Here is a 19417-nt window from a genome sequence, read left to right on the forward strand (position 1 = left end):
CACTTCCTGCGCAGGGGCGATGCGTGGGACGTCTGCTCACCTGTTAGGGAAGGGATTACGGTGAAGAACAGCTACGCACGAACCGCGTTGTCCTGCGCGTTGGGGTCCATCCTGCTGGGCATGGCCAGCACTGCCGCCTGGGCACAGTCCAGCGACGCAAGCAACGCCGCGCAAACGCCACCGGCCACAGCCAGCAACAACGCCGCAGTGACCCAGCTCGACACCGTCACCGTCTCCGGCTACCGACGCAGCATCCAGTTTTCCACCGATGCCAAGCGCGACTCGGTGGGCTTTGCCGACACCGTGTTTGCCGAGGACATCGGCAAGTTCCCGGACATGAACATCGCCGAGTCACTCAACCGCATCCCCGGCGTGCAGCTGTCGCGCGACGTCAATGGCGAAGGCCTCAACATCGCCATTCGCGGCCTGGGCACCAGCTTCACCAAGACCACGCTCAACGGCGCCAGCATCGCCACCGCCTCGATCGGGTTGAATGCACAAAACCAGAATCGCGAAGTCGACCTGAACCTGTTTCCTACGGAATTTTTCACCCAGCTCACCGTCAGCAAGACTCCCACTGCCAGCATGCTCGAAGGCGGCGTCTCCGGTGTCGTGGACATGCGCAGCGCACGCCCGTTCGATCGCCCGGGTGTGCACTTCACCTATCAGGCGCAGGCCGACTGGAACAGCACCAGCGAAAAGACCACCCCGCGTGGCGCCTTCATGGGCAGCTGGACGAACGAGGAAGGCACCCTCGGCGCGCTGTTCGGCGTGGCTTCGGTGCGCAGCAAACTGGGCGTGCGCGGTTTCGAGAGCGTGGGTTGGACCAACCCCGGCCTGACCTACACCCAATGCGGCCTCACGCCGCCGGCGGGCACACCAGCCACCAATCAACCAACGGCGTGCAACGTCAATGGCGGTGGCAACTGGCGCATCCCCGACCGCGTGCCGGCCACCGCCGGCAGCGGCCTGACCACCGGCGAGACCATCGACGCGGCGTGGCTGCTGGCACGCAACCCCGGCTTGAGCATCGACCAGATCAGCGACGCGCTGATTCCGCGCCTTGGCCGCCAGGTCTACATGAATGGCGATCGCGACCGCGATGCGTCGGTGATGTCGCTGGAATGGCGCCCCTCCGACAGCATGCACTTCTACCTGGACACGCTGTATTCCGAAGCCAAGCGCACCACCGAGCGGATCAGCATGAATCTGATCGGCCGCAACGGCAACATGATTCCGTTGGGCATGCAGCTGGACCAGAACAACGTGGTCACCAGTGCCACCTTCGCCAACGCGCAGTACTTTCTGGAAGCGCGCCCGTACCGGGAGGAGGTCAAGTTCTGGAGCGTCAATCCGGGTGCAGAGTTGTTGTTCGGCGCCGACCAGGACATCAAGCTCAATGTGCAGGCCAATGCCACGCGCAGCTGGCTGGACCGCGAGTCGCCCAGCATCCTGGTCACCTCGCCGTTCACCACCGTCGACTACCGCAATGAAGGCGGCGACCGCCCGTCGATCAGCAGCCCGCTCGATCTCAACGACCCCAACCTGGGCTGGGGCTGGAACGGGGGCCGGGTCAATATTCAGAACGAAAAGCGCGTGACGCAAACCCGCGGCGCACGTGCCGACCTGCAGTTCGGCGAAGACAAGCGCAACATCAAGATCGGCGCCGCCTACGACCAGGCCGAGCGCACCATCCGCGGCTTCGACAACAGCATCGCCTGGGAGCAGGTGGTCTGCCGTGGTGGCGGCGGCACCATCTGCAACGGCGGCCCGGGTTCGGCAATCCCGAACTCGGCGCTGGCCGGCTATTTGCGGCCCGGCCCGGACGGCTTCATCACCGCCGATTTCAACCGCTTCCTCGGCGACACCAACTACTACGCGCTGCGCGACTCTGCGCCGGAAACCAACTCGGCCAACACCGGCGCCTCGGCCGGCGGCATCCGCGAAAAGAACCTGGGTTTCTACATCGAAACCAACGCCGAAACCGAAGTGTGGAACCGCACGCTGCGCTTCAACGCCGGCGTGCGTTACGTGACCACCGACCAGACCATCACCGGCCCGGTCACCATCAACGGCATCCGCCGCGTGCAGGTGCTCGATTCCGACTACAAGGAAACGCTGCCCTCGTTCAACGCAGCCTGGGACGTGGCCGACAACGTGGTGCTGCGCTTGTCCAGCTCGCGCACGCTCACCCGCCCGGACCCGAGCGCGATGTTGCCCAACACAAACTTCAGCGACCCCTCCGCGCAGACCGCAACCCAGGGCAATCCGAACCTGGCGCCGTACCTGTCCACGAATGTCGACTTCGGCGGCGAGTGGTACACCGGCGGCGAAGGCTATGTGGGCCTGACGCTGTTCAACAAGCGCATCAGCGGCTTCACCGTCAATGGCGTGCGCCGCATTCCCTTCAACGATCTGGGCGTGCCGTACGAGAGCCTGCTGCCGATCCAGCAGGCCGGCCTGGACCAGCGCGGCGGCCCCAATGCCGCCACGGTGGACGTGCAGACCCAGGTCAATGCCGATGGCGTGCTCAACATCCGCGGCACCGAAGCGATCTGGGTGCAGCCGCTGGACAAGCTGGTCGATGGCATGGGCTTCAGCGTGAACTACACGCATGTCACCCAATCCTCCGAAGGCGAAGGCATCCCGGCGGTGGCGGTCGGCGTGGCGCCCAACCTGTGGAACGGCACCGTGTACTGGGAAAAGAACGCCGCGTCGGTGCGCCTGTCCTATACCTGGAACGACGACATGGTGATCTCCGGCGCCAATCAGAACGGCATCCCGTACGCGCGCCTCAATGCCGACGCGCGCGGCCAGCTGGATCTATCGGCCAGCTACGCGCTGGACTGGCTGCCCTCCAAGCCGCAACTCACCCTCAACGTCACCAACATCACCGACGAGCCGCTGCGCACCACCTATGCATGGCCCAACGCCACCTACGACCTGTACGAACCGGGGCGCACCGTCATGCTCGGCATCCGCGGCACATTTTGACGGTGACCATCGAAACGAGCTCGCCGTTGGCAGCCGGGTGCGTCCGATGTTCGCGATGTACACGCTCTTCGCGTGCAGCGCGCAGCGCGTGCGCCGTCTTTGCTGCGTGCACGACGGCGCACGATGTTTTACCGGACACTTCAGCTGCTGCGCCCGCGGTCGCGATCCAGATAGGTCGCGGCCAGCGGCGTAGCGCGCGCCGCGGCGTTTTCCGCAGCACTCTTCGAGCCCGCCGCACCTCATGAACGATCGGTCACAGCAGCTCTCCGTGCGCGAAAAGATCGGCTACAGCCTGGGCGACCTGGCCGCCAATCTGATCTTCCAGACATTGGTCACGTTTCTGGCGTTCTTCTATACCGATGTGTTCCGCATCCCGGCGAGCGCAGCGGCCACGTTGATCTTTGTGGTCGGCCTGCTCGGCGCGTTCGTATTCACGCCCATCATCGGCATCCTGGCCGACCGCACCCGCACCCGTTGGGGCAAATTCCGCCCGTGGATCCTGTGGACCGCGCTGCCGTTCGGCGCACTCTCGCTGGCCGCCTTCAACACGCCTGCGCTGGGCGAGCACGGCAAGATCACCTATGCCTTCGCCACCTACACCTTGCTGATGCTGGTGTACGTGGCCAACAACCTGCCGTATTCGGCGCTGAGCGGTGTACTCACCGGCAGCATGGAGCAGCGCAACAGTCTGTCGGCCTACCGCTTCCTGGCGGTGACGTTCGCGCAGTTCATCATCCAGGTGCTGCTGCTGCCGCTGGTGCTGATCCTGGGCAATGGCGACAAGGCGCAAGGCTTTCGCAACACCATGGGGTTGTTCGCGGCAGTCGGCACGCTGTGCTTCCTGATCACCTTTTTCACCACGCGCGAGCGGGTGCTGCCGATCGCCGAACAGCGCAGCAGCGTACGCCAGGACCTCACCGACCTGGTACGCAACAAGCCCTGGCTGGTGATGCTGGCACTGACGATTCTGGTCTTCATCAATCTCGCCATGAAGGGCGGGATGTACATCTACTACTTCAAGTACTACCTCGACGCGGGCGCGCTGGCGCAGTTTCTCGACAGCGCAGGCTTCAATCGCTTCATTGGCGGCATCAACAGCGTGCTCAACGATGCCGGCATGACGGCGCTGCAATGGCCGCAGGACGCAGCGACCTCGGCCTTCAGCGTGTTCAGTGCCGGCGGCATCCTGGCGATGATCGTAGGTATCGGGTTTTCCAAACGCCTGGCCGACCGCTACGGCAAGCGCAACGTGTTTGGTGGCGCGCTACTGATTTCCACGCTGTTTCTGCTGGCCTTCTACGTGTATCCGGCAACCGCCATCGGCTGGGTGTTCGCCTCCTATGTGCTGCACGGTTTTTTCTACGGCATCACCATCCCGCTGCTGTGGGCGATGATTGCCGACGTGGCCGATTACTCGGAGTGGAAGAACCACCGCCGCGCTACTGCCATCATCTTTTCGGCGATGTTGTGCGGCCTGAAGATCGGCCTCAGCGTCGGTGGTGCACTGGTCGCCGGGCTGCTCGCCTTCTATGGCTACGACGCTACGCTGCCGCAGCAAAGCAGCGCGGTCACCGACGGCATCCGGTTGGCCATCAGCGTGTACGCGTCCATCCCGTTCCTCCTCGGCACTGCGTTGCTGGTGCTGTACGAGATCGACAAACCGCTGGAAATCCGTATCGAACGCGAACTGGGCGCGCGCCGTCAGGCCGCACCACTCGCGTCGCCCTAACCCCCTCCTCCCACCTCATGCACAGGTACGCGCATGTCCGATGAACTGCAAGCCGCCACACTGCAGGCCCTGGCGCGCACCGCCATCTCCGCACCGCTGGTCACCCACCTCTACACGGCCGACCCGTCGGCACACGTGTTCGACGGGGCGCTGTACATCTATCCCTCGCACGACATCGATGCCGGCGTGGCCTTCAGCGACGACGGCTCGCATTTCGGCATGGAGGATTACCACGTCTTTCGCATGGCGCATCCCACTGCACCGGTCGAAGACCTGGGCGAAGTGCTGCACGTGCGCGCTGTGCCCTGGGCACAGCGCCAGATGTGGGCACCGGATGCCGCACAGCGCAACGGCAAGACCTACCTGTATTTCCCGGCAAAACGCGCCGACGGCATCTTCCAGATCGGCGTGGCGGTGAGCGAGCGCCCCGAAGGACCGTTCGTGGCCGAAGCCGAACCGATCGCAGGCACCTACTCGATCGACCCGGCTGTGTTCCGCGACACCGACGGCGAGCACTACCTGTATTTCGGCGGCATCTGGGGCGGCCAGCTGCAGCACTACCGCGACAACGTCCACGCACAGACCCATCAGGAACCCGAAGGCGCAATGCCTGCGCTCGGCCCACGCGTCGGCCGCCTGCGCGAAGACATGCGGCAGTTGATCGAGCCCACCCGCGAGGTGGAGATCCTCGACGAACACGGCGCCCCGCTACGCGCCGACGACCATGCCCGTCGTTTCTTCGAAGGCCCCTGGGTCCATCATCACGCCGGCCGCTATTACCTGTCGTACTCCACCGGCGACACCCACCTGATCTGCTACGCCACCAGCGATTCGCCCTACGGCCCGTTCACCTATCAAGGCGTGTTGCTGGCACCGGTCATCGGCTGGACCACACACCACTCCATCTGCGCGTTCGCCGGCCAGTGGTATTTGTTCTATCACGACTCCAGCCTGTCGCAAGGCCAAACGCATCTGCGCAGCATCAAGATGACACCGCTGGAGCATCTGGCGGACGGCACGATTGCGACGATCTACCCGTACGGAAAGGATGCCGTCTCGCCGTGGTGACATGGGGGGTCACGTTCGCTGTGATCGGTCCCTCATGGGGCCGTCGGCCGATGTGCATCAGAGCGGCCGATAGAACGACGGCGCTCATCGCCAGGCCGGCCCGTTCAATGCTCAGCGTGGCATCGACCATCCGCGCGCTACGGTTCTAGGTGCGCCATCCACACACCCTGACGAGCGCTGGCTACGTATCAGTCGCTCTAAAAGTGCTCCTGGCCCTGCACTGGCATGGCGCTTGATTGCCAGCACGCGCGCCGACTGTCGCGCTGCGACGCGACATCCTGCGATCCTGTCTTAGCCCGCCTGACCACCGCAGCAATCTGCGGCAATCCCATTCTTCAATGTGTCCGAGCAGCCGTCGCAACGGTAGCGCCCGTCAACGATCGATAGCATCGCGACTTTCGGTAGACAGCGCATTGCACGCTGCATCCACATGCGCCATCGCAACGTATGCCCATGCATTGAGTCTCTTGAGAGAAGTTGCCATGCGCCAGGCGTCGATGCTGTTCTTACTCACCCTTGCGGTCTACGGCAGTGCAAGCGGTAGCGAGCCGCGCTCCGCCCTGCCCCACGCCGACAGCGTCGACGTGCCGCGCTTCATGGGCGACTGGTATGTCATCGCGCATATTCCGACCCGTCCCGAACGCAAGGCCTACGATGCAGTAGAGAGCTATGCGCTGCGACCGGATGGTCGTATCCAGACCACCTTCACGTTTCGCAAGGGCAGCTTCCAGGCACCGCTCAAGTCCATGCATCCGATCGGGCAGGTCGCAAAGGAGGGAAATGGCGCGCTGTGGCGCATGCAATTCATCTGGCCATTCAAGGCCGAATATGTCATCGCCTGGCGCGATGCCGACTATACCCAGACCATCGTGGCGCGGAGCAAGCGCGACTACGTCTGGTACATGGCACGGACCCCACAGGTGTCCGATGCCGATTATCAACAAGCGGTTGAGCGCATCGCGGCGATGGGCTACGACGTGTCACAGCTGCGACGCGTCCCGCAGTCGCCGCGTTGATGCCGACCAACATGTTGGAGAGCCGCACGCCGCGCTCTCCAACAACCTGCCGCGCACATCAGACGCCGTGGGTGTCCACCGAGAATTCCCATCCATCGTTCAAGCCACCCAAGGGCTTGGCCTCCGTCGCCAACTCTTCCTCGAACGCGCAAATCGCCTTGTAGGTCGGCACCATGGTCGGGTACACGGTGACATCCATGGGGAATGCCGTGTTGCCGGGTAATGACAGCAGCGGACTTTCTGCTCGAAGCGCAGCAACGTCACCGAGAACTCCAGTGCCGATTCCTTGCTCGGGAACACCACGGAAAAGGCAATCTCGCGCGGCTTGGAAAGGTCCACGCCCTGCTGCGCGATGTGCCAAAGGGTGTCGCCATTATCGTCTTTGGGATAAAGAGCTGGATCGCGCTGCATAAAGTACTCACAAATAGCGGTTTTTGACTGCGAAACAATACCCCCGTCTTACCCGGAGCGACGCGCGGTGCTGATAGCGACCAACGGATCAAGTCACCTATTCAACGATATCGTCGAGCCCCAGCGGGAAGAAACGGCGTGGCACTGCTTGAATGGCCACCCGCACGCTAGATGCGGGTCGGAGTGCTGTGCGCTCTCTGTGTCTGCCGAAGTGCCGAAATGACTAGCCCGCTGAGTGGCGATCACGCTCAATGCGCAGCCTCCATGTGAATCAAGGCAGCCAGACCAGATTCAACACCTGCGGATCCGCCGTCACCTTGACGAGCTTGCCGCTGGGGCCGAACTGCACCTGGTATTCGGAAAAGCTGTCGCGCCAGTAGCGCCACAGCGAGGCTTCCAGATTCGGGTTCTCGCTGCTGATCGGATAGCCGACCGCCATCAGCACCTGTTCGCGGGTCATGCCACCGGTGAGCTTGCCGTCCATGATGGCCTGGCGAATCTTGGGCGGATACGTGGCGAGCTTGAGCTTGGGATCGGCGGTGACCACGTAGCGCGCGGCAAAGGCAGTGTTGTCCAGATCGCGGCTGTAGTCGTTGCCGATGGACTGCTTGTCACCGGCGATCTTGAGGTTGACGCGGTTGCGGCCGAAACCGGTGACGCTGACCGGGGTGCCGACGGGGAGCACGCGCTTGCCGTCTTCGGCGTAGTTGCTGTCGCTGATCCAGCTGCCGTCGGTGCGCAGGTTGCAGCACAGGAAACCGTCGTACTTGGCGACGTCGGCGGCAGTGGCCAGGTTGGCGGCGGTGAGCAGGCTCAGGGCCAGCAGGGAAGAACGCAAACGCATCGTAAAGACTCCTTTCTCGACGGCCATGGCCGCGCGGCAATGATGAGGTGGGGCGCGCCGCCGTTTTCCCCAGCGGCGCACCAGCATTGTCGCAGCCACGGGCGGGTTGGCAAGCGCCCCGGGTGACGCGGACGGCCCGTGGTTGTGTATGCTCGGAGCCGTGGAAACTCTCTCACCCGCCGAGATCACCGAGCAGATCGCCGAGTTGCGACGCGCCCATCGCGCGTTGGACGAGGAGATTCAGCGCGTGCCTGCGAACGTGGAGGACGAGTTGCAGATGAAGCGCTTGAAGAAGCGCAAGCTGCATCTCAAGGACTGCATTACGCGGTTGGAGATGGAACTGGTGCCCGACGAACCGGCGTGAGGTTTGTGCTTGCGGCTGCTTGGGCTTGCTTTTGTGGTGATGAGTATCGGCAAGCCGGTGACAGGCAGTTGATTCAGTCGGTGATGCATGCAGACTTGTCTGATGTGGTGGTCGCAGGCTGAGGCTATTCGCGTTAGTAGCTTGCGCTGTGCCTCACCGCCCTCCCCGCTACGCGTCCGGCCCACGCTTACGGCGCGGGCGCTCCAAAACATTCTGCAGTTCCAGCTCGGATCAGAAACCAGTCACGCGTTATTGTAGCGTCGGTGGAACTCGTTTTCGTAAACGGTTGCGTGTTGACACTCGTACTGATACAAAAGCGACTCCTCAAACGAACTGTACATCGGTTCCAGAGCTCTACTCTGAGGATGCTCCTGAAGAAACCAACGGTCAGGGTGATCGCCCTCTCCATGGGCGCGTAATGCACCACGTGCTTCCTCAAAGATCTGGGCGCTCGACAGGCCGCTGTTGTACTCGATGCGCTCGAGCTCTCGCGCGTAGCTGGCTGCATTGAATGCGCCGTATTGGGCAAGGCCGTACACGGCCTCTGCTTCGGAACTACGGGCTAGATTATTCATTTCGAACACCAGCGCGCTAACCAGGGAAGGCCCATCTCCACTCCCGGCATTTGACAGCGTTTGCGGCGAAAGGAGAATGGCGCGATTGGTCAGATTCGTGGCCGCGACGTTGACGTTCCCCTCGCGAATGTCAACGCCCCCTTCGTCCCGAATCGTGCCCGCCACAGCCCTGAATGTAGGCGAGCTGCGGTAGAGATCGCCAAGCACGTTAATGGCTCTCGTCAAACGACTATCGCTCGGTTCACTCAAACGGAGACTGGTCCGGATGGAGGACCATTGAGAATGCGATGGACGTGCCGCCATCGAGCGTAGCGATAACCCGTCAAGTGCCGAAGACCGCGTGCTTGGGGTCGGCCCCGCTGACGCACCTTGTGGTATCGGGCTAGTTGAAGCAGCGGAAGACGAATCGCCGCCGTAAACACTCGTCGAATTTTTGGATACACACAGTCCCATTATCAGCTCCGTCTAGTACGTATTCGAACGTTAAACACACCAATGGGGCGACTGCGGCGCGCCAGCGAAATAGAGGAGTTCAAAGCGATTCTCGTAGATCTGTCCGATGGTGAAAATTTGCAAGCTTCCTAGAGCAGCCCGCTCCCTTGTCCTAGCCTGCACGCAGCAGGATCTTGCCGCGGCGGCTAGGTTCGGCGCTTGCGGCTGCCGCTTTTGCGGCGTCTTCCAGATCGAACACCGCTTCCACCGGCAGGGCCAGGCTGCCATCGACGGCGGCCTTGAGCAGCTCGCCGATCATGCGGCGCTTGTCCTCGGGTTTTGTGGCTTGCATGACCTTGCTGCCCCAGAAACCGCGCACGGTGGCCTGCTTGAAGATCACATCGCCACTGGAGATCTGCAGCGGCTCGCCGGTCATCGAACCAAACGACACCAGCTCGCCACCTTCGGCAAGCAGACCCATCAGCTCACCAGCCGCACTTCCGGCGACCGAGTCGACGGCGCGAATGATCGGCGCATCGCCGGCCAGCGCGCGTACTTTGTCTTGCCAGTGATCCTGCGCGGTGGACACGGCGTTGCCGATGCCCAGCGCCTTGAGTTCGTCCACGCCCGCATCGCGACGGACCAGGTTGATCACGTTGATGCCGCGCGCGGCGGCGAGCATGGCCACGGTCTTGCCGACCGCGCCGTTGGCGGTGTTCTGCACGATCCAGTCGCCTTTTTCCACGCGAAGGAATTCGATCAGCATCAGGGCGCTCAGTGGCATGGCGATCAACTGGCAGCCGCGTTCGTCGTCCAGCGCGGCGGGCAGCGGCACCACGCCGGCTGCATCGGCCAGGAAGTACTCGGCCCAGCTCTCGTGCACGCCGGCAGCGACCACGCGCTGCCCGGTCTGCAGGCCGTTCACGCCTTCGCCCAAGGCGTCGATGACACCGGCGCCTTCGCTGCCGCCGATCGCCGGCAGCTGTGGCTTGTAGCCGTAGTTGCCGCGCACGGTCCACAGGTCGTGGTTGTGGATGGGCGAGCGGCGCATGGCGATACGCACCTGCCCCTTACCGGGCTGCGGCACGGGCCGTTCGCCGAGTTCGAGCACCTTGGCGGGATCGCCGAATTGGGTATGGATGGCTGCGCGCATGGAATCTCCTGCCAAACGCATCGGCATTGCGATGCGCTCGATCACTGTGAAAGGTGATCCGATGCTATCTGCCTGCGCGCAAGCGGCCGATGAAACGGGCGCAACCGTTGTGTGAAGCCTTGCTGCGGCTCGCTGTGTGGTGAGGCGATGTGCTGCATGGCTTCACGGTTGCCTGCAGTCTTACCCATCCGGCGCTGCGCGACACCTTCTCCCGATGGGAGCAAGATCACCGGGTCATTGCTGAAGGTGTGGTGCCTCGATGCCGCGCTGGTTGTTTCTCTGCGTTGCGCGCGTGTTGTGTCTCTGTCGCGCTGTCCCACTTCAGCGGCACCACCGCGTTCGGTTTGCTGCCGCTGCCCTGCAGCGCGCGATGTCGCACCGTTTCCCACTCGACCGAACCGGCGGCTCTTACCGCCACGACAGCTGCCTCACTCCGGCGGCAGCACCACACCCGGCTTGACCGCCTCCGGGCTGACCCGTTCGATGGTGTGGCGCAGTTCGCGGCCGAGGATGAACTTGGCATCCTTGGCCCATGCATCCAGGCGTTCGTCGAACAGCAACTTGCTGTTCTCGTCCGGCCACACCAGGCGCAGCTCACGCAGTTTCTGGATGAAGCTGCGGAACAGGGTCTTGTCGAAAAACTCCGGAGCGGCCGGTGCGTACAGCAGGCTCAGACGCTGCGCGGCCTGCTGGCACAGGCTTTCCAGTTCGCCAGCACCGAGTACGCCGGGGCCGTTCTTCACCAGCACCGAAATGGCGATGTAATAGCGCTCGAATGCCTGCTGCAACGAGTGACCGATGGCGCGCAGACGGAATACCTCGTCGGTCTGCCCGGTGTTGCGCGTCAGGATGCCGTCGTCGTCGGTGACGTTGAGCAACAGGCCTTCGCGTACGAACATGTCGATGGTCTGCTCGATGCGCTCGGCAAAACGGTCTTCGCTCCATGGCAGGAACAGCTCGGCCTGCAGGAACGGATAGACCGTACGACCCAGGCGGATCAGACCGGCGCGGCTCATGCGGCGGTTGTTCTGGAAGCAGCACGCCACCCACGAGGACGCAGTGAACAGGTGCAGCACGTTGTTGCGGAAGTAGCTCAGCAACACCGCGGTATCGCCGCTGACGCTGAGCACGTCGCCCAGCGGGTGCGACACGCGCGTGAGCACGTTGATCTCTTCGGCGTGGGTGATGATGCGCGCCGGGGTGTGCGGGGTGACGGTGACGCGGTCCGAATACGGCATTTCCGCCAGCAGCTTCTTGCACAACTCGATCTGCGCAATCAGGTCGGCCTCGCCCATCGCGTGCTTGGGCGTGGACAGCAGCGCCAACGCCAGCAGGTTGATCGGGTTGACGTCGGCGGCGCAGTTGATGCGGGTCTGGATCTGCGTGGACAAGGTGTCCACCGCCGGTGCCAGCCAGCTGGGTTTGGCGTCTTCCGGCAGCGGCTCGCCGTCCCAATCCGGGGCGTGCTTGGCCAGTACATCGTTGAGCGCGATCGGTTCACCGAAGTTCACCACCACCTGGCCGTAGTTCTGCTTGAGCACCTTGGGGATCGACCACAGCAGGCCCCAGATGGATTCCTTCTCCTTCGGCCGGCCGGTGAGCTCGTCGAGATAGCTGTTGCCTTCCATCAGCTTCTCGTAGCCGATGTACACGGGCTGGAACAGCACCGGCTTGCGCGGCTGGCGCAGGTAGGCACGCAGTGTCATGGCGATCATGCCGCCCTTGGGCTGCAGCAGACGCCCGGTGCGCGAGCGCCCGCCTTCGACGAAGTATTCGATCGAATAGCCGCCGGCCACCAGCTGCGCGACGTATTCGCTCAGCACTGCCGAATACAACGCGTTGCCCTTGATCGAGCGGCGGATGAAGAACGCGCCGCCCTTGCGCAGCAGCGTGCCCACCACCGGCAGATTGAGGTTGATGCCGGCCACGATATGCGGCGGCACGATGCCGCGTTCGTACAACAGGTAACTCAGCAGCAGGTAATCCATGTGGCTGCGGTGGCTGGGCACGTAGACCACTTCGTGCCCGGGTGCGGCCTGCTTGAGCTTGTCCAGGTGATGCACCAGCACGCCGGCGTAGATGCGGTTCCACACGTGGGTGAGCAGGAAGCTGGCCGAGCGCACCACCGGGCTGGAATAGTCGGCGGCGATTTCCCAGGCGTAGGCGTGCGCCTTGCGCCAGGCATCGACCGGCTTGGAATTGTCGCGCTTGGCCTGGATGGCGATGGCTTCGCGTACCGACTCGGCGGCCAGCACCTGGTCCACCAGCAGGCGGCGGGTGGACAGATCCGGCCCGATCACCGCCTCGCGGATACGCCGGAAATGCGTGCGCAGCACGCGCTGCAATTTGCGCAGGGTGCGCTCGGGCGGCAGGCCTTCGGCCATGGTCTGACGCAGCGAGATCGGCGGCGCGAAACGCACGATGGTGGTGCGGCCATTGAGCAGCACCGACAGCAGGCGACGGAAGCGGCCGACCAACGCCCAGTTTTCCGAGAACAGCACCGCAAACCAGCCGCTCTGCTTGTCCGGCGCGCGGCCGACGAAGATCGACACCGGCACCAGATGCACGTCCAGGTCGGCGCGCACGCGGTGCGCCTGCAGCAACTTGGCCAGCGAGTCCGAATGGGTCTTGCCACCGCGCTGCTCGGGGATCAGCGAGTTGCTGCTGCTGCGCCGCGATAGCGCCAGATAGGCGCGCTTACGCTCCAGCGGGTCGCCCGGCAGCGGCACCAGGGGTGAGGGCAGGCCGGCTTCGCGGCAGGCCTTGTCCAGGATCAGCGCATTGGACAGGCCGTAGTCTTCCAGCACATAGACCACCGGCTTGCCGTCGTCATAGCGCCCGGGTTGCTCAGGCTCGATGGTCAGGCTCAACCACGGGTCGGCCAGGCGGCCGAGCAGGCGCGCCCACCACGGGCGCTTGGCCTGACGCGCAGTAGCCAGCAGCGCTGCCGGCGCCGCCTCTGGCGTCACAACGGCGGAGGGCGACGACAAGGCAGCCGCACTCGCGCCGGGGTCGGCAGCGGTAGGGGTGGTCGGGGCAGGCTGGCCGTCTGGAAACGGCAGGGGATTCTGTTCTGGCATCGCGGTCATTATCGCCCAGCCGGGCGTTGCCCGGCGCCCGTGGCGGGTGCCGGCGGTGCCGGCGCCGTATCGGGAGCTGCCGCAGCGTCAGGTAGGGGCGGAGCCGGCATGGCGTCGAGCAGTGCCTGGACCTCGTTCTGGGTCTGCTGCTGGTACCAGTGGCCATCGCGCTTGATGAGCGCCACGGTCAGGTCGATGGCATGCGCGGCCAGCGGATACCGCAACCGCACCTGAGCGCTGTCGCCGTCCTGCTTGATCAACCCGGTGCGCAGCGCATCCAGGCTGGTGTCGATCGACAGGTCGTAGCGCTCCAGCACCTTCTTGCACGCTGCCCAGAAAGGTCCCAGCCGGCGCAGGCTTTCCTCCATGCCCAGCCGCTGCAGGTCGGCGTCAGAGGTGATGCCGGTGGCGCGGGCCGCCGCCACCAGATCGGAGATGCTGGCCTTGGCGCGCGGGCGATCGGCCAGCGGCGCGGTGGCGGCCCAGGCACTCAGCGCGTCGACCAACTGCACGTAATGGGCGCGCTGCTCGGGCTGGTAATCGCTGCGGCTGCGCAGGTATTGCACGCCGAACTGGCCCAGCGACTGCGCCGCCTGGGCGATGCCGCGCGACTGCCCGGCCAGCTGCGCGTCAAAGGCCTGCTGCAGTCGGCGCTCGGCATCGGGCGCCGACAACGACCCCAGCAGCGCACCGACTTCATTGGGTAACGGCAACTCGGTCAGCGGCCAACGGCTGGCACCACTGCGCCAGGCCGCTTCCAGTTGGGTGTATTGCGCAGGCGTTACCCGGATCCGCGCATAGGCGACCAGATCGTTGCGCCGCAGCGGCAGGGTCATCGACTGCATCGCGGCGGCTGGCTCGGCCTTGGCACCGGGCAAGGGGGCGGCGGTGTCGTTGCGCTGGCAGCCGCCAACGCATAGCGCAGCCAACAGCATCCACGCGATGGACTGACACCGGCCGGCGCGGACGGTAAATGACGACATGCGCACGATGTTCCCCTGATCGATCGGCGCATCTTGCTGTCTGAATGCATCGGCGGCAAGGCGCAGCTCGCCCGTGCGCCCCGGTATGGTCCGAAGATGTTACGTTTTCGTAGTTTCCCGCACGATGTCAGCCGGTGTCCGACATTGGCTGCTGTTGTCTCATTCGGACAACTTTGTCCACGCATCAGGTCGCAGCCCTTGTCCCAGCTATGTTTGACCGAATGGTGCAGCGCATCATGTAAGCGCTTGCAGTTCCTGCTAGCGTGCGCGCCATCTCGCTTCGAGGTCGCCATCGGATGGGGCCGATGACATTCATGAGCCTGTGCGACACGAACGTTCTGCGCCAGCGGACCGTGCGCCCTGTGCGGGCGTGCGGTCGCCACCGCCTTGTTTTGGAGAAAGCCCCATGAGTCGGCCCCGTTCGGAAGGCGGCAGCGTCACCATCAAGGATGTGGCGCGCGAGGCGCAGGTGTCGGTGGCCACGGTGTCGCGCACCATGAACGGGCATCAGCATGTGGCTGAGTCGGTGCGCGAGCGCGTACTGCAAGTGGCGCGGGCACTGAATTACATCCCCCATCACGCTGCGCGCAGCCTGAGCAGCCGTCGCACCCATACCATCGGTGTGGTACTGCCGGATTTGCATGGCGAGTTCTTTTCCGAATTGATTCGCGGCATCGATCAGGTGGCGCGCGACCAGGGCTACCACTTACTGGTATCCAGTTCGCACGGCGACCCGCAGGCGCAGCGTCGCGCACTCGAGCGCCTACCTGGGCGCGTGGACGGCGTGGTGGTGATGTCGCCGTCGCTGGGAGATTCGGGCGTGCATGAAGACGCATTGCCTGGCGGCCTGCCGGCGGTACTGCTCAACTGCGCCGGCAGCGCCAGCCAGCGCCCGGTGCTCAATGTCGACAACTACGGCGGCGCGCGGGTGATGACACGCCACCTGCGCGACAGCGGCCACCGCCGCATCGCCTTCATCGCCGGCCCTGACGACAACTTCGACGCGCACGAGCGCCTGCGTGGCTATCGCGACGAGTTGGCGCTGGACGCGGATGCGCAGCCGTGGGTGTTGCCCGGTAACTTTGACGAAGAATCCGGCTACCGCGCCGGCCAGGTGCTGGCACAGGACGCACGCCCGGATGCGGTGTTTGCTGCCAACGACATGATGGCGCTGGGCTGCCTGTTCGCGCTTGGCCATGCCGGGTTGAAGGTGCCGCACGACATCGCGCTGGCCGGCTTCGACGATGTGCCGATGGCGCGTTACGTGCTGCCCGCGCTGACCACCATGCGCGTGGATATTGCAGGGCTCGGCGCCCGCGCGTTGCGCCTGCTGTTGGGGCAGCAGTTGGTGGATGCGCCGGCGCCGGCTGCCGATGCCGCGCCGCCGGCGTTTTCGGAAATGGTGCCAGAGCTGATTGTGCGTGCGTCCAGTGCCCCACGTGGCGCATCCGACGGTTAAACACTGCGCCATCTCGCATCTTCACTAATTATTTACACTTTCTTATGTTTTTTATAACGCCTGCCGCTCGTTTGTTGCCGCTCTGTCGTCCTTGAAAAACGCATCACCCGCGCCACGCCGACCACTTTGCCGGTACGCGCCTGACCCCTGGGAGGGGGAAGTCATGAAGACCTACCGCACTGTGTCCACCCTGCCGGCCCGCAGCTTGCTGTGCTGCGCGCTCGCCGCTTCGTTGTTGTCCGCCGCGCCGGCGATGGCCCAGTCCAGCAACGCGACCTTGCGCGGGCAGGTCGCCACCTCCCAGGCAGGCACCACCGTGACCGCGACCAACGTCGCCAGCGGCGCAGTGCGACGGGCGACCACCGGTGCGGACGGCACCTATGCGCTGGTCGGCCTGCCGCCGGGCACCTACAAGGTGGATGCCGGCCCAGGTACCGAGAAAACCGTGACCCTGTCGGTGGCTTCGTCGGTCAGCCTGGATCTGGGCGGCGGTGGCGATGCAACGGCGGCACCTGCGGGCGATGCCACCACGCTGGACGCGGTGCAGGTCACCGCCACCACGCTGCAGGAGGTCAAAACCTCCGAGGTGGGCACCAACATCTCGCTCAAGCAGATCAACACGGTGCCGCAGCTGACGCGCAACTTCCTGGAATTCGCCGACACCGTGCCGGGCATGCAGTTCGAGACCGATGCCAACGGCAACAGCCGCATCCGCGGCGGTGCGCAGGCCAGCTCGGCAGTCAACGTCTATATCGATGGCGTGGGCCAGAAGAGCTACCTGTTCGGTGGCGTCTCCGGCCAGCAGCAGAGCGCGGGCAACCCGTTCCCGCAGTTGGCGATCGGCGAGTACAAGGTCATCACCTCCAACTACAAGGCCGAGTTTGACCAGGTGGGGTCGGCGGCGATCGTGGCGTCCACCAAATCTGGTGGTAACGAATTCCACGGCGAGATCTTCGGGCGCACCACCAACACCGATTTCCGCGCGCGCCAGGCCGACGAGCGTGCCGGCGCGCCCAATGCCGACGGCAACAAGCGCAAGACCCACCAGGACGAATACGGCTTTGCACTGAGCGGGCCGATCGTCAAGGACAAGGCGCATTTCTTCTTCAGCTACGAAGGCAAGGGCTTTGAGGTCTCGGCCAACCCGGTCGCGGTGCCGGACGCCTTCAGCGCACTGAGCGACGATTTGCCGGCCGGCGTGCAGAGCCGTCTGGGCTCGGTCACCCGTCCGTTCAACGAAGACCTGTACTTCGGCAAGATCGACTGGGACATCGGCGACAACGATCGCCTGGAGCTCACCGCCAAGGTGCGCGACGAAGAAAGTCGCGACAGCGTGGGCGACCAGAACACCGCCATCGCCGCCAAGACCAATCTCAATTCCGAAGAACGCTACGACCTGCGCTGGCAGCATTTCGGCGAAAACTACGTCAACGAAGCGCGGGTGTCGTACGAGGACGTCTTGTTCAACCCGACCGCCTACACCATCGGCAGCCAGACCGTGTACACGCGCGGCACCGCTGAAGACGATGTGTTGCTCAACGACGACGCCACCAGCGGCCTGGCGATCCAGCGCAAGGGCCAGAAAGGACCCAGCTTCCAGAACGACCTGACCTTCAACAACATCGAGTGGCACGGCAGTCACGTCATCAAGATGGGCGTGAAGTACAAGGAAGTGGAACTGACGCAGAGCGAAAATTCTGCGGCCAACCCGTCGTTCTACTACGCGGTGGCCGATGGTGCTGGCACCGCGCCCATTCCCTATCAGGTGCGCTTCAATCTGCCGTTTGCCGGCGCCGCGCCGTCGGTGACCACCACCAGCAAACAGCTGGGCCTGTACCTGCAGGACGACTGGGACGTCAACGACAAGCTGCAGTTGAACATTGGCGTGCGCTGGGATGGCGAAAAGATTCCGTCCTACCTGGACAACGTGACCCCGCCGGAAGTGATCGCCGCCTTGAACGGCCCGGGCACCGACCCGGCGGTCAGCGCCACCTATGCCGAACAACTGGCCAAGGGTGGCGTGAACATCAACGACTACATCAGCAACGGCCGTAATCGCAAACAGGACAACAACAACTTCGCGCCGCGCCTTGGTTTTTCCTATGACTTCCGTGGTGACGAATCGCTGGTGCTGTTCGGCGGTGCCGGGCGCAGCTACGACCGCAACCTGTTCGACATCATGGGCCTGGAGCAGGTCAAGTCGGCGCTGTCGCAGTACACCGTCCGCTTTGTCGAATCCTCCGGTTGCACGCCGGCGCCGGGCACCTGCACCAACTTCAATCCATCTTTTGTCAGCAACCCGGACAGTTTGAGCGGTTTGGTCGATGCGCGTGTGCGCAACGGCGAGATCGACCTGCTCAACAACGATTTGAAGACGCCGTATTCGGACCAGTATTCAATCGGCCTGCGCACACGCGTGGGCGAGTGGAGCAACTCGGGTACGGTGTCCTACATCCATAGCAAGGACGGCTTGATCCTGACCCTTGGCAATCGCTATCCCAATGGCGATTTCTTCCAGGCCGGTGCGCAGCCGTGGACCCAGTCACCGGCGGGCTTCGGCAACCTGATCATCGGCAACAACGGGGTCGAAACCAAGACCGCGCAGTTGCTGTTGTCCACCGACAAGGCCTACACCAAGGAAAGCGGCTGGGGCCTGACCGCGGCGTACACGTTCTCGCGCGCACGCGGCAACCGCGGCAACGACGATCAGTACGGCTTCGATGCAGCCACGATCGCCAACTACCCGTTCCTTGATCTGAACTCGGTACCGCGCCATCGACTGGTGGTCACCGGGATCTACGATCTGTTCTGGGGCATCAGCGCCTCGGCCAAGTTGACGCTGGCCACGGTAGCGCCGCGCAACGAGGCGGTGTCGTTCGACCAGTACGGCGGCCCGAGCTCGGACAACATCCGCATCGTGTCGGTGGACGCACCCGGTGGCAAGTTCCTGGCCGGCGGCGACATCTTCGGCACGCGCCAGTTGGATCTGTCGTTGTCCAAGGACATGCATGTCACCGACGCACTCACCGTGCAGGTGCGCGGCGATCTGATCAATGCGTTGAACTTCCGCAACTACGATCAGTACGCCATCGACTGGGGCGATGCCGGCGTGTACAACCCGCGCGTGAGCATCAACCAGTACGGCGCGATTTCCACCCCGCCGCGCACCCTGTTCTTGAGCGCCCGCATTATCTGGTAAGCCGGCCCTGCGTCTGCAACACCGGCTGTTGCAGACCGCGGGTTTTGCATGCTTGTGTCTTCCTGCGCACGGAAATGGTGACGTCTTGGACTGGTAACGTTTACTGGTGC

Annotated in this window: 12 protein-coding genes and 1 pseudogene; 7 read left to right on the plus strand and 6 right to left on the minus strand. The window is 64.0% G+C overall.

The window, feature by feature from the left end; all coding sequences use genetic code 11:
- The first annotated feature begins 60 nt into the window (after nt 1-60).
- From BJD12_RS11925 to BJD12_RS11940, 4 genes are all read left to right on the plus strand, one after another.
- On the plus strand, nt 61-2994 hold the full coding sequence (locus BJD12_RS11925) for a TonB-dependent receptor (protein WP_005992559.1): 2934 nt from the start codon (nt 61-63) through the stop codon (nt 2992-2994).
- A 241-nt stretch (nt 2995-3235) separates the two neighbouring features.
- A complete protein-coding gene (locus tag BJD12_RS11930) occupies nt 3236-4723 on the plus strand; it encodes an MFS transporter (protein WP_005992560.1) in 1488 nt (495 codons plus the stop codon).
- A gap of 33 nt (nt 4724-4756) precedes the next feature.
- Nucleotides 4757-5791 carry a glycoside hydrolase family 43 protein gene (locus tag BJD12_RS11935; protein WP_005992561.1) on the plus strand — a complete coding sequence of 345 codons (1035 nt, stop codon included), beginning with the start codon at nt 4757-4759 and terminating at the stop codon, nt 5789-5791.
- 482 nt (nt 5792-6273) lie between these two features.
- Nucleotides 6274-6807 carry a lipocalin family protein gene (locus tag BJD12_RS11940; protein WP_005992562.1) on the plus strand — a complete coding sequence of 178 codons (534 nt, stop codon included), beginning with the start codon at nt 6274-6276 and terminating at the stop codon, nt 6805-6807.
- 58 nt (nt 6808-6865) lie between these two features.
- Here BJD12_RS11940 and BJD12_RS11945 read toward each other — a convergent pair.
- Nucleotides 6866-7146: pseudogene (locus BJD12_RS11945) on the minus strand (ribonuclease E inhibitor RraB).
- Nucleotides 7147-7489: 343 nt separating this feature from the next.
- Entirely contained in the window at nt 7490-8062 is a 573-nt protein-coding gene (locus tag BJD12_RS11950; RefSeq protein WP_005992564.1) for a hypothetical protein, read from the minus strand.
- A 160-nt stretch (nt 8063-8222) separates the two neighbouring features.
- On the opposite strand from BJD12_RS11950, the gene BJD12_RS11955 reads away from it, so the two are divergent.
- The gene (locus tag BJD12_RS11955) at nt 8223-8426 is read left to right on the plus strand and encodes a YdcH family protein (RefSeq protein WP_042828019.1); all 204 of its coding nucleotides are present in this window, start codon (nt 8223-8225) and stop codon (nt 8424-8426) included.
- 242 nt (nt 8427-8668) lie between these two features.
- Here BJD12_RS11955 and BJD12_RS11960 read toward each other — a convergent pair whose 3' ends face one another.
- The 4 genes from BJD12_RS11960 to BJD12_RS11975 all read right to left on the minus strand — a co-directional run bounded on the left by BJD12_RS11960 (nt 8669) and on the right by BJD12_RS11975 (nt 14649).
- The gene (locus tag BJD12_RS11960; protein WP_005992566.1) at nt 8669-9226 is read right to left on the minus strand and encodes a hypothetical protein; all 558 of its coding nucleotides are present in this window, start codon (nt 9224-9226) and stop codon (nt 8669-8671) included.
- A 379-nt stretch (nt 9227-9605) separates the two neighbouring features.
- The gene (locus tag BJD12_RS11965) at nt 9606-10586 is read right to left on the minus strand and encodes a zinc-binding dehydrogenase (RefSeq protein WP_042828020.1); all 981 of its coding nucleotides are present in this window, start codon (nt 10584-10586) and stop codon (nt 9606-9608) included.
- Between the two features lie 428 nt (nt 10587-11014).
- Entirely contained in the window at nt 11015-13675 is a 2661-nt protein-coding gene (plsB, locus tag BJD12_RS11970) for a glycerol-3-phosphate 1-O-acyltransferase PlsB (RefSeq protein WP_005992568.1), read from the minus strand.
- Nucleotides 13675-14649 (minus strand): hypothetical protein, encoded by a 975-nt coding sequence (locus BJD12_RS11975; RefSeq protein ID WP_039422050.1) that lies wholly within the window; start codon nt 14647-14649, stop codon nt 13675-13677. Before BJD12_RS11975 ends, plsB begins: the two co-directional genes overlap by 1 nt.
- A 406-nt stretch (nt 14650-15055) precedes the next feature.
- On the opposite strand from BJD12_RS11975, the gene BJD12_RS11980 reads away from it, so the two are divergent.
- Nucleotides 15056-16108: a LacI family DNA-binding transcriptional regulator gene (locus BJD12_RS11980; protein ID WP_005992570.1), complete on the plus strand. Its 1053-nt coding sequence runs from the start codon at nt 15056-15058 to the stop codon at nt 16106-16108.
- A gap of 163 nt (nt 16109-16271) precedes the next feature.
- Nucleotides 16272-19307 carry a TonB-dependent receptor gene (locus BJD12_RS11985; protein ID WP_005992571.1) on the plus strand — a complete coding sequence of 1012 codons (3036 nt, stop codon included), beginning with the start codon at nt 16272-16274 and terminating at the stop codon, nt 19305-19307.
- The last annotated feature ends 110 nt before the right edge of the window (nt 19308-19417 follow it).

Origin of the sequence: Xanthomonas vesicatoria ATCC 35937, assembly GCF_001908725.1 — a bacterium.
GTDB classification, from domain to species: domain Bacteria; phylum Pseudomonadota; class Gammaproteobacteria; order Xanthomonadales; family Xanthomonadaceae; genus Xanthomonas; species Xanthomonas vesicatoria.

Bases quoted from the DNA above. Each gene is read 5' to 3' on its own strand.
- BJD12_RS11930 (WP_005992560.1), top strand. From the start codon at position 3,236: ATGAACGATCGGTCACAGCAGCTCTCCGTGCGCGAAAAGATCGGCTAC.
- BJD12_RS11935 (WP_005992561.1), top strand. From the start codon at position 4,757: ATGTCCGATGAACTGCAAGCCGCCACACTGCAGGCCCTGGCGCGCACC.
- BJD12_RS11940 (WP_005992562.1), top strand. From the start codon at position 6,274: ATGCGCCAGGCGTCGATGCTGTTCTTACTCACCCTTGCGGTCTACGGC.
- BJD12_RS11950 (WP_005992564.1), bottom strand. From the start codon at position 8,062: ATGCGTTTGCGTTCTTCCCTGCTGGCCCTGAGCCTGCTCACCGCCGCC.
- BJD12_RS11965 (WP_042828020.1), bottom strand. From the start codon at position 10,586: ATGCGCGCAGCCATCCATACCCAATTCGGCGATCCCGCCAAGGTGCTC.
- plsB (WP_005992568.1), bottom strand. From the start codon at position 13,675: ATGACCGCGATGCCAGAACAGAATCCCCTGCCGTTTCCAGACGGCCAG.
- BJD12_RS11975 (WP_039422050.1), bottom strand. From the start codon at position 14,649: ATGTCGTCATTTACCGTCCGCGCCGGCCGGTGTCAGTCCATCGCGTGG.
- BJD12_RS11980 (WP_005992570.1), top strand. From the start codon at position 15,056: ATGAGTCGGCCCCGTTCGGAAGGCGGCAGCGTCACCATCAAGGATGTG.
- BJD12_RS11985 (WP_005992571.1), top strand. From the start codon at position 16,272: ATGAAGACCTACCGCACTGTGTCCACCCTGCCGGCCCGCAGCTTGCTG.